We start from the raw sequence: 6,000 nt of genomic DNA on the forward strand, positions 1-6,000 counted from the left end.
TGTGAAGGGGGATACCTTCTATGTATGCTTTGCTTTTATACAAGCCCTAACCAATGTACCAACTGTGTAGAGAGGAATGTCACAACAATGGCGATAACGGTAGGGATTGCAAACGATAAGAATGTCCATTTTGCACTTTTTGTTTCTTTATATATGTTAACCAGTGTTGTTCCACATGGGAAGTGAAGAAGTGAGAACAACATTGTGTTTAACGCTGTTAACCAAGTCCAACCATTTTCTAAGAATAGATTTTTAATTTGATTAAAATCGTCTATTTCAGTTAAAGCTCCAGTTGATAAATAAGACATTAATAAAATAGGGATAACAATTTCATTCGCTGGTAGTCCAAGAATGAATGCAGCTAAAATAAATCCATCAAGTCCTAACATTTTAGCGAACGGATCTAGGAAGTTTACAAAATACATAAGTAAGCTTGTGTCACCGATGAAAATATTAGCTAGTAACCAAGTTAATGCAGCAGCAGGGGCAGCTACAACAACAGCTCGTTTTAAAACATAAATTGATTTATCGAGTGTTGCACGTACAATTGTATTCCAAACTTTTGGTTTACGGTACGGTGGTAACTCAAGAGTGTAGTGAGTTGGCACACCTTTTAAAGCTGTTTTTGATAGTACCCAAGAAACAGTTAATGTCATAATAACACCAATTACAACCATTCCAACTACAACGCCAGCAGTAACTAATGTTTGCATACTACCTGTATAACCAGCGGCCATAAATAATGAAGCCATTAAAATTAACATAGGCCAGCGACCGTTACAAGGAACGAAGTTGTTTGTTAAGATTGCAAGCATACGTTCACGTGGTGATTCAATAATACGCGTTGACATAATAGCGGCTGCATTACAACCAAATCCCATTGCCATTGTTAAAGATTGTTTGCCATGTGCACCGGAGCGTTTGAATAAGCGATCCATATTAAAAGCGACACGTGGTAAGTATCCGTAGTTTTCTAATAGTGCGAACATAGGGAAAAAGATTGCCATAGGTGGTAACATAACGCTAATAACAGCACCGATACCACGGAATAAACCAAGTATTAAAATGCCATGTAGCCATTCGGGTGCATGTGCTGCCTGGAACCAAGATGTTAAATATCCTTCGGCCCATCCGAAAAACTCAGCAATCATATCAGATGGTACGTTAGCACCTGCAATTGTAAGATAAAAAATAATAGATAAAATACCGAGCATAATTGGAAATCCCCAGATTGGAGATGTGAAAATTTTATCTAGTTTTTCAGAACGATACAATTTATCAGTATTTGTATATTGAACAGACTCTTTACATATGCTTGCAGATGTTCGATAAATATCTCCGACAATATCATCTCGTATATCTTCTTTTGAGAGTGTTTGTGCATGTTGAATAATATAGTCTAATGGAAGAGCTTTACTGGCTGAGTGAGATTCCATTCATTACGACCTCCCTTACAAGCGGTTCATTATGGTGTTTTTGAAGTGTAGTTAAGAAATTTTTATCTCCATCTAATATACGTAACGCAATCCAACGTGCTGGATACATATCACCGAACACTTTATAAATTTGTGGTTCTAATTCCTGAATCATATTTTCGATTTTTTCACTGTAAGAAATTTTAATTGGTGTTGGAATTAATTTTTTATTTGCTACTTTAGCGATAACGCTTAGCAAATGCCCAATACCTACTCGGTTACGAGCAGAAATCTTAACTACAGGTACACCGAGCGATTTTGCTAATTTCTTTTCATCAATAACGATGCCTTTTTTCTCCGCTTCATCAATTAAATTAATACAAATGACTACATTGCTTGTCATTTCCATCACTTGGAGAGCTAAATTTAAATTTCTTTCCATTGCAGTTGCATCTATAACAACTACAGTTACTTCTGGTTTTTCAAATATAATATAATCTCTTGCTACTTCTTCATCCGCAGAATTTGAATATAGTGAGTAAGTTCCGGGTAAATCTATTAATGTATATTTACTTCCGTTATGTTCATATTCCCCTTCAGCTTTTAAAACAGTTTTTCCCGTCCAGTTTCCAGTGTGTTGTTTTAAGCCTGTTAAAGTATTAAATAATGTACTTTTCCCGGTGTTCGGGTTGCCAGCTAAAGCAATACGATGTTTGCTCATCTGAAATCATCTCCTATTAATACCCCGAAAATAAGGGAACTTTCTTCCTTACGTAGTGCGATAGTTGTATTGCTTACTTGATAAGCGACCGGATCTCCAAGCGGACTGCGCTGTAATACTTTAATTGTTGCCCCAGGGATAAATCCTAAGTCTAATAAACGTCGTTTCATAGTTCCTTCTAATTGTATCTTCTCAATTTGTACAAACTCTCCTGTCTTAAACTCGGAAAGTGGTTTTGTATTAGCCGATACCATAAAAGTTACCTCATCTCTATATTGTTTGTTTAAGTTTAAAAAGTTTCCTTGGGTAAACTTTTTGTTAATAATATAGTAGACTACATTGGATGATGCTGTCAATTGGTACTTTAAAAATATTCATTTATTTTTAGAATTGTTCCAATTTATTTAGTTGTACTAAAAAATATTACTGAAATTCTGTTGAATGTAAATAAAGTAAGAGTGTAAAAGTTAAAAGATACAATGTATTTGTAAATGTATTTTTAATTAAAAGGGGAAAAGAGCGAAAAACATTTACATTGAATTTACATTGTTAAGAATAAATTTACATTACAGCTTAATTCGTGTGGATTTTGTTGGGTTCTTTAACTATAAATGTTGGGATTCCTAGCTTTTAAGGGTTATTATCGTCATTTACTTAAAATTAAAAATTGCTTAACACTCACATAATATTGTTGTCCTACAATGAATTTGTGTTCGAAAGAAAATGAATTCGAAAAGTGATAATCCAAATGGGGGTACAAGACATGGTTATGAAAAAAGGTATTAAATTTTCTTTAGCAGCTTTAGTGGTAGCAGGGGCGTTAGTTGGATGTGGGAAAGCAGATGATACAGCTAGTAAAGAAACTGCTAAAGGAAGCGATAATACAAAACAAGAATTATCAGGTACGATTGCAGCAGCTGGTTCTACAGCTCTTCTACCTCTTGCGGAGGAAGCTGGAAAGAAATTCATGGAGAAAAATTCAAAAGTTTCTATTCAAGTGCAAGGCGGCGGTAGTGGAACTGGGATTAACCAAGTAGCATCGGGTGCAGTACAAATTGGTAATTCAGATGTTCCATCAGGGGATAAAATAAAAGATGCTGAAAAAGCGAAAGAATTAGTAGATAACAAGGTTGCGGGTATTGCATTCGCGCTTGTCGTAAATAAAGATGTAAAAGTTGATAACTTAACAGTGCAACAAGTACAAGATATCTTCACTGGGAAAGTAACAAACTGGAAAGAGGTAGGCGGGAAAGATGAAAAAATCAACGTAATTAACCGTCCAGCTTCATCTGGTACACGTGCTACATTTGAAAAGACAGTTATGAAAGAAGCGAAAATTAATGATGGAACTGGTACAACACAAGATTCTAACGGTGCAGTAGAGCAAGCGATCAATTCTACTCCAGGTTCAGTAAGTTATTTAGCAATGTCTTACATGGTTGGCGATAAAAAAGGTGCGCTACAAACAGTGAAAATTGATGGTTCTGAACCAAAAATTGAAAACATTTCGTCTGGTAAATATCCATTCTGGTCTTACGAGTACATGGTAACAAAAGGTGAAGCGAAAGAAGCAACGAAAGCTTACATTGATTATGTAAAAGGAAAAGACTTTGAAAAGCAAGTAGAAGATATGGGTTACATCCCAATGTCTAAATTAAATAAGTAATAAATTTTTATGGGGCTGGCTGCAAGGCCAGTCCTGTTCATTTCAATCTATGAAGTGGGGTCTGACCTGTGATGAAGGGGAAAAAACAAATTAATTACGTAAAAAGTGAATATATAGGAAGATCGCTTGTTACGTTTTGTGGTATTTTTATTGTTTTAATTACATTAGCTATTATTGCGTTTATTTGCGGTAAAGGTATTCAATCTTTTACACAAAGTGGTATCTCATTTACTGAGATGTTAACATCGACAAAATGGAATCCAAATGCTGACGAAGGAACCTTCGGGGCTTTGATTTTTATTGTAGGTTCAACGGTGGTTTCGTTAGGTGCGGTTATTATTAGTGCGCCAATTGCTATAGCTCTTGCTATATTCATGAATTTAATTTCGCCAAAGTTTGGAAATAAAGTATTGAAGCCCGTTTTAGAATTATTAGTTGGTATTCCTTCGGTTGTATACGGATTATTAGGGGTTACGATTTTAGTGCCACTATTACGTGATTCGTTCGGGGGAGTGGGATTTAGTCTAATTGCGGGTATTGTTGTATTAAGTATTATGATTTTACCTACTATTGCTAGTATCGCTTCTGATGCAATACGCTCTGTTCCATTTGATTATTTAGAAGCTTCTTATGGTCTAGGATCAACGAAATGGCAAGCGGTTAGTCGAGTGATTGTTCCTGCTGCGAAAAAAGGGATTTTAACAGGTGTTGTTTTAGGTTTAGCGCGTGCTTTTGGTGAAGCATTAGCGGTTCAAATGGTAATCGGGAACACAATTAAATTACCAGAAGGAATATATAGCCCGACAGCGACGTTAACTGGTATTTTGACAATGGACATGACAAATACATTAAACGGAACTGCTTGGAATAATGCGCTATGGACTTTAGCGATGATTTTACTTGTTATTTCATTCCTGTTTATTTTAGTAATTCGAGCGATTGGGCAAAGAGGTGAGCGATAATAATGAATGCAAGAACGGTAAATAAAATTTGGACAGGTATCTTTTATGCAGTTGCGGCTTTAGTTGTAGCTCTGCTAGTATTCTTAGTGTTTGAAATTCTGCAAAAGGGATGGGGATTTTGGGATCCTGATTTTTTGTTTGGAGAACCAAGTAATACAAGAGCTGGTGGTGGGATTGGTCCACAGTTATTCAATTCTTTCTACATGCTTGTTATAACGCTTGTTATATCTATTCCTCTTGGGTTAGGGGCTGGAATATATTTAGCAGAGTATGCAAAACAAGGGCGCTTTTTAAATTTTGTTCGCTTATGTATTGAGACAATGGCGTCGTTACCTTCGATTGTTGTTGGTTTATTCGGTTTGTTAGTGTTCGTTACCATGACAGGTTGGGGATACACAGTAATGGGCGGTGCTCTTGCTTTAACTATTTTAAACTTACCAGGTTTAACACGTGTTTGTGAAAATGCGATTTCAGAAGTGCCTCATAATGTAAAAGAGGCAAGTCTTGGATTAGGTGCAACGAAATGGCAAACAATTGCTCGTATCATTATTCCGTCGTCATTACCGCAAATTATTACAGGTATTATTTTAGCGGCGGGTCGTATATTTGGTGAAGCGGCAGCGTTAATTTACACAGCGGGTTTAACATCCCCGATTTTAAATTCAGCAGCGGACTTCTCAAGTCCTGCGCATCCTTTAAATCCATTTAGACCAGCTGAAACGTTAGCGGTTCACATTTGGAAGTTAAATTCTGAAGGAGTTATTCCGGATGCAAAGTTGATTGCGACAAAATCTGCAGCTGTATTAATTATTATGGTATTACTATTCAACGTTATTTCACGCTTGGTAGCATCTATATTGCACAAGCGTTTTACAGGAACGAAAAGAAAAAGTAAAACGACGAAGAAAGCAAAAGCGGCATAAATTATAAAGAGGAACTCTCTACTTATAAGTAGAGAGTTCTTTTTGTATTTTAATATAGAAGGAATGGATGTAATGATTGTTGAATTTGTAATTGATTATATAGATGAATAGGTACAGGTGAGAGGAGAAGTTAATTTGTTTTTTCTGCAAATGTCAGGTTTTCCTGGATCGGGAAAATCGACAGTTTCTAAGTATATAGCGAAGTTAACGGGTGCTGTAATTGTAAATCATGACGTTTAATATAGAAGGAATGGATGTAATGATTGTTGAATTTGTAATTGATTATATAGATGAATAGGTACAGGTGAGAGGA

6 protein-coding genes are annotated in these 6,000 nt (G+C 35.9%); 3 read left to right on the forward strand and 3 right to left on the reverse strand.

The window, feature by feature from the left end; all coding sequences use genetic code 11:
- Positions 1-35 precede the first annotated feature (35 nt).
- The 3 genes from FS802_RS27685 to FS802_RS27695 are packed head-to-tail and all read right to left on the reverse strand — an operon-like array spanning position 36 to position 2,390.
- Positions 36-1,436 carry a nucleoside recognition domain-containing protein gene (locus FS802_RS27685; protein WP_000443603.1) on the reverse strand — a complete coding sequence of 467 codons (1,401 nt, stop codon included), beginning with the start codon at positions 1,434-1,436 and terminating at the stop codon, positions 36-38.
- A complete protein-coding gene (locus FS802_RS27690; protein ID WP_000033857.1) occupies positions 1,414-2,136 on the reverse strand; it encodes a FeoB small GTPase domain-containing protein in 723 nt (240 codons plus the stop codon). Before FS802_RS27690 ends, FS802_RS27685 begins: the two co-directional genes overlap by 23 nt.
- Positions 2,133-2,390 (reverse strand): FeoA family protein, encoded by a 258-nt coding sequence (locus tag FS802_RS27695; RefSeq protein WP_000252989.1) that lies wholly within the window; start codon positions 2,388-2,390, stop codon positions 2,133-2,135. Before FS802_RS27695 ends, FS802_RS27690 begins: the two co-directional genes overlap by 4 nt.
- Positions 2,391-2,899: 509 nt before the next feature.
- Between FS802_RS27695 and FS802_RS27700 the strand changes: the two genes are divergently transcribed.
- From FS802_RS27700 to pstA, 3 genes are all read left to right on the forward strand, one after another.
- Positions 2,900-3,802, forward strand: a complete 903-nt coding sequence (locus FS802_RS27700) for a phosphate ABC transporter substrate-binding protein PstS family protein (RefSeq protein ID WP_144525639.1) — start codon at positions 2,900-2,902, stop codon at positions 3,800-3,802.
- Positions 3,803-3,873: 71 nt separating this feature from the next.
- Positions 3,874-4,764 carry a phosphate ABC transporter permease subunit PstC gene (gene pstC, locus FS802_RS27705; protein ID WP_000676675.1) on the forward strand — a complete coding sequence of 297 codons (891 nt, stop codon included), beginning with the start codon at positions 3,874-3,876 and terminating at the stop codon, positions 4,762-4,764.
- Between the two features lie 2 nt (positions 4,765-4,766).
- Positions 4,767-5,687 carry a phosphate ABC transporter permease PstA gene (gene pstA, locus FS802_RS27710; RefSeq protein ID WP_098251657.1) on the forward strand — a complete coding sequence of 307 codons (921 nt, stop codon included), beginning with the start codon at positions 4,767-4,769 and terminating at the stop codon, positions 5,685-5,687.
- Positions 5,688-6,000 lie beyond the last annotated feature (313 nt).

This window comes from Bacillus sp. DE0042, from assembly GCF_007680225.1.
Classification (GTDB): domain Bacteria; phylum Bacillota; class Bacilli; order Bacillales; family Bacillaceae_G; genus Bacillus_A; species Bacillus_A wiedmannii.